This window comes from Gordonia sp. (in: high G+C Gram-positive bacteria) (genome assembly GCF_049299075.1).
In the GTDB taxonomy this organism is placed as follows: Bacteria; Actinomycetota; Actinomycetes; order Mycobacteriales; family Mycobacteriaceae; genus Gordonia.
This window is the reverse complement of the sequence record NZ_JBAQWU010000278.1, coordinates 1-3,129: the sequence shown is the minus strand read 5'-3', so window position 1 is coordinate 3,129 and position 3,129 is coordinate 1. Positions and strand designations below refer to the sequence as shown.

The window sequence follows — 3,129 nt, the reverse complement described above, 5'->3', positions numbered from 1 at the left end:
GCCCTCGGCGCGCTGCCGAAGGACGAACGGTCGGCGGCGGGCAAGCTCGTCAATGAGGTACGCGGCCAGGTCGCGGCGGCGCTGGACGAGCGCACCGCGGCGCTGACCGCCGAGCGTGACGCCGCAGTGCTGGTTTCGGAGGGTATCGATGTGACCCTGCCCGTGGCCCGGCGTCGGGCCGGTGCTCGCCACCCGATCACCGTGATCGCTGAGCAAGTGGCCGACGTCTTCATCGGTATGGGCTGGGAGATCGCCGAGGGGCCCGAGGTGGAGACCGAGCACCACAACTTCGATGCGCTCAACTTTCTGCCCGACCATCCGGCGCGGTCGATGCAGGACACCTTTTACATCGCTCCCGAGGGATCGCGGCAGGTGCTGCGTACGCACACCTCGCCGGTGCAGGTGCGCTCCATGCTCGACCGCGATGTCCCGATCTACGTCGCCTGCCCGGGGCGGACGTTCCGCACCGACGAGCTGGATGCCACACACACGCCGGTCTTCCACCAGATCGAGGGCCTGGCCGTCGACAAGGGCCTGACCCTGGCGAATCTGCGCGGCACCCTGGAGACCTTCGCGAAGGCACTCTTCGGCCCAGACACCACCACCCGCATGCGGGCCAGTTACTTCCCGTTCACCGAACCGTCCGCCGAGGTGGATGTCTGGTTCCCGGGGAAGAAGGGCGGCGCCGGCTGGGTCGAGTGGGGCGGCTGCGGCATGGTGAACCCGAATGTCTTGCGCGCCAGTGGCATCGACCCGGACGTGTACACCGGCTTCGCCTTCGGTATGGGGCTCGAGCGGACCCTGCAGTTCCGCAACGACCTCCCCGATATGCGCGACATGGTCGAGGGCGACGTGCGCTTCACGTTGCCCTTCGGCCTCGCGCTGTAAACCCAGACCTGCATTTCCTCACCGCACTCACGCGAAAGAAGTTCCCCGTGCGCCTCTCCCAGTCCTGGCTGACCGAAGCCCTCCGCGCCGGCGACTCCGGCTGGTCGGCGTCGACCGACGAGATCGACGCCGGCTTTGTGCGGGTCGGTTTCGAGATCGAAGACGTCGAGCCGTTCCCGGTCACCACCGGCCCGCTGGTGGTCGGCGCGGTGGCCCAGATCGAGGAACTCACCGAGTTCAAGAAGCCGATCCGGTTCTGCCGCGTCGACGTCGGCAATGAGCAGCCGCAGGAGATCGTCTGCGGCGCACGAAACTTTGCGGTCGGCGACCTGGTGGTGGTCGCGCTGCCCGGCTGCGTACTGCCCGGCGGTTTCGAGATCGGCGCGCGCAAGACGTACGGGAAGACCTCGGCGGGCATGATCTGCTCGGTCTCCGAGCTCGGCATCGGCACCGACCACAGCGGGATCCTGGTGCTGCGTCCGGGCACCGCCGCGCCGGGCACCAGCGCCTACGAGGTGTTGGGCCTCGACGACGTCGCCATCGACGTCAACGTCACCCCGGACCGCGGCTACGCCTTCTCGATGCGCGGCCTGGCCCGCGAACTGGCCAGTGCCTTCGCCGTCGACTACATCGACCCGGCTCTCCAGAGGCTCCCTGAGCCGACCTCGCTCCCTGAGTCGGTCGAAGGGTCCACCCCACCCTGGCCCGTGCGCCTGGACGAAAACGGACAGGCCTCCCGCTACACCGCCCGCGTGATCGAGGGCGTCGACCCGAGCGCGGTGAGCCCGTGGTGGATGACCAAGCGGCTCATGGTGGCCGGTATCCGCCCGATTTCGGCGATCGTGGACGTGACCAACTACGTGATGATCGAACTGGGCCAGCCGCTGCATGCTTTCGACGCGGACAAGGTGACCGGCGCCGTGGTGGTCCGGGCGGCGCAGTCGGGGGAGAAGCTGACCACCCTCGACGGTGCCGAGCGCACGTTGGACGCCGAGGACGTGGTGATCGCCGACGATTCCGGTGCGATCGCGCTGGCCGGGGTGATGGGCGGCGCGGACACCGAGGTGACCGACTCGACCACCCGGATTTTGCTGGAGTCGGCCAACTTCGACCAGGTCCGCGTCTTCCGCACCGGCAAGCGGCACAAGCTCAGTTCCGAGGCAGCCAAACGGTTTGAGCGGTTGGTGGATCCGGAGATCACCGCGGTGGCGTCGAACCGGGCCGCGCAGCTGATTACCGAGATCGCCGGTGGACGCAGTGCCGGACCGCTGACCGATGTGCGCGGCGAGCAGACCCCGCCCGCGGCGATCGTGATCGCCGCTGACCTTCCTGACCGAACCGCAGGTGTGCAGTACGCGGCGGGCACCACGGCGGCCCGGCTGCGCGAGGTCGGTTGCGCGGTGGAGGGCGACGAGCTATTGACAGTGCTGCCGCCGTCGTGGCGGCCGGATCTGAAGCTGCCCGCCGATCTCGTTGAAGAGGTGGTGCGCCTGGAGGGCCTGGAGGACATTCCGGCGGTGCTCCCGAGCGCGCCGGGCGGCACCGGTCTGACGCCGGTGCAGCGCCGTCGCCGGGCGGTGGGGATCGCGCTGGCCGGTGACGGCTTTGTGGAGGTCCTGCCGTACCCGTTCATGCCTGCCGGGGTCTTTGACACGTGGGGTTTGCCCGACGACGATCCGCGCCGCCGGACGGTGACCGTGCTGAATCCGCTGGAGTCCGACCGCCCGGAACTGAACACCACGCTGCTGCCCGGTCTGTTGGAGATGACCTCCCGGAACTTGGCGCGCGGCAACCGCGACCTGGCGTTGTACGCCATCGGTCAGGTGGTGCTCGGCGGCGAGCAGGGTCCGGTGGTCCCGGCCCTGGACGTCACTCGGCGCCCGACGGCCGATGAGCAGGCCGCTCTGGATGCCGCGCTGCCGAAGCAGCCGGTGTATGTCGGTGCGGTGCTGACCGGGCTGCTCGATCCGGCCGGACCGGCCGGGCCGGGCCGTACTGCGGACGCGTACGACGCTTTTGAGGCGGCGCGCACCGTCGCCGCCGCCGCGGGTGTGGAGTTGACGTTGGTCGCCGATCAGCGGTTGCCGTGGCACCCGGGGCGCTGTGCCCGCCTGGAGGTTGACGGGCAGACGGTCGGCTATGCGGGCGAGCTGCACCCGGCGGTACTTGAGCGCGCGGGCCTGCCGGCTCGGCTGTGCGCGGTGGAGATTGACTTGAGTGCGCTCCCACTGCGCACGGTGC

Annotated in this window: 2 protein-coding genes; both read left to right on the top strand. The window is 69.5% G+C overall.

Translation table 11 applies throughout. The features are described from left to right. Positions 1 to 888, top strand: an 888-nt coding sequence (gene pheS / locus WAW85_RS08550; protein WP_422559193.1) for a phenylalanine--tRNA ligase subunit alpha, incomplete at its 5' end; no start/stop codon positions are given. A gap of 47 nt (positions 889 to 935) precedes the next feature. After that, positions 936 to 3,129, top strand: a 2,194-nt coding sequence (gene pheT / locus WAW85_RS08545) for a phenylalanine--tRNA ligase subunit beta (protein WP_422559192.1), incomplete at its 3' end; no start/stop codon positions are given.